The 200-nt window shown below is 47.5% G+C and carries 1 tRNA gene; it reads left to right on the forward strand.

Features of this window, described 5'->3' with window-relative positions:
• Positions 1-76, forward strand: a tRNA-Ala gene (locus Q7F16_RS30245).
• Positions 77-200: the final 124 nt, after the last annotated feature.

Genomic DNA, 200 nt, shown 5'->3' on the forward strand with positions numbered 1-200 from the left:
GGGGCCATAGCTCAGCTGGGAGAGCGCCTGCCTTGCACGCAGGAGGTCAGCGGTTCGATCCCGCTTGGCTCCACCACTACTGCTTCGATTGTATAAAGCTTAGAAATGAGCATTCCATCGGTTCGATGGTGAATGTTGATTTCTAGTCTTTGACTAGTTCGTTCTTTAAAAATTTGGGTATGTGATAGAAAGATAGACTG

This window comes from Pseudomonas sp. Lb2C2 (genome assembly GCF_052112205.1).
GTDB classification, from domain to species: Bacteria; Pseudomonadota; Gammaproteobacteria; order Pseudomonadales; family Pseudomonadaceae; genus Aquipseudomonas; species Aquipseudomonas kilonensis.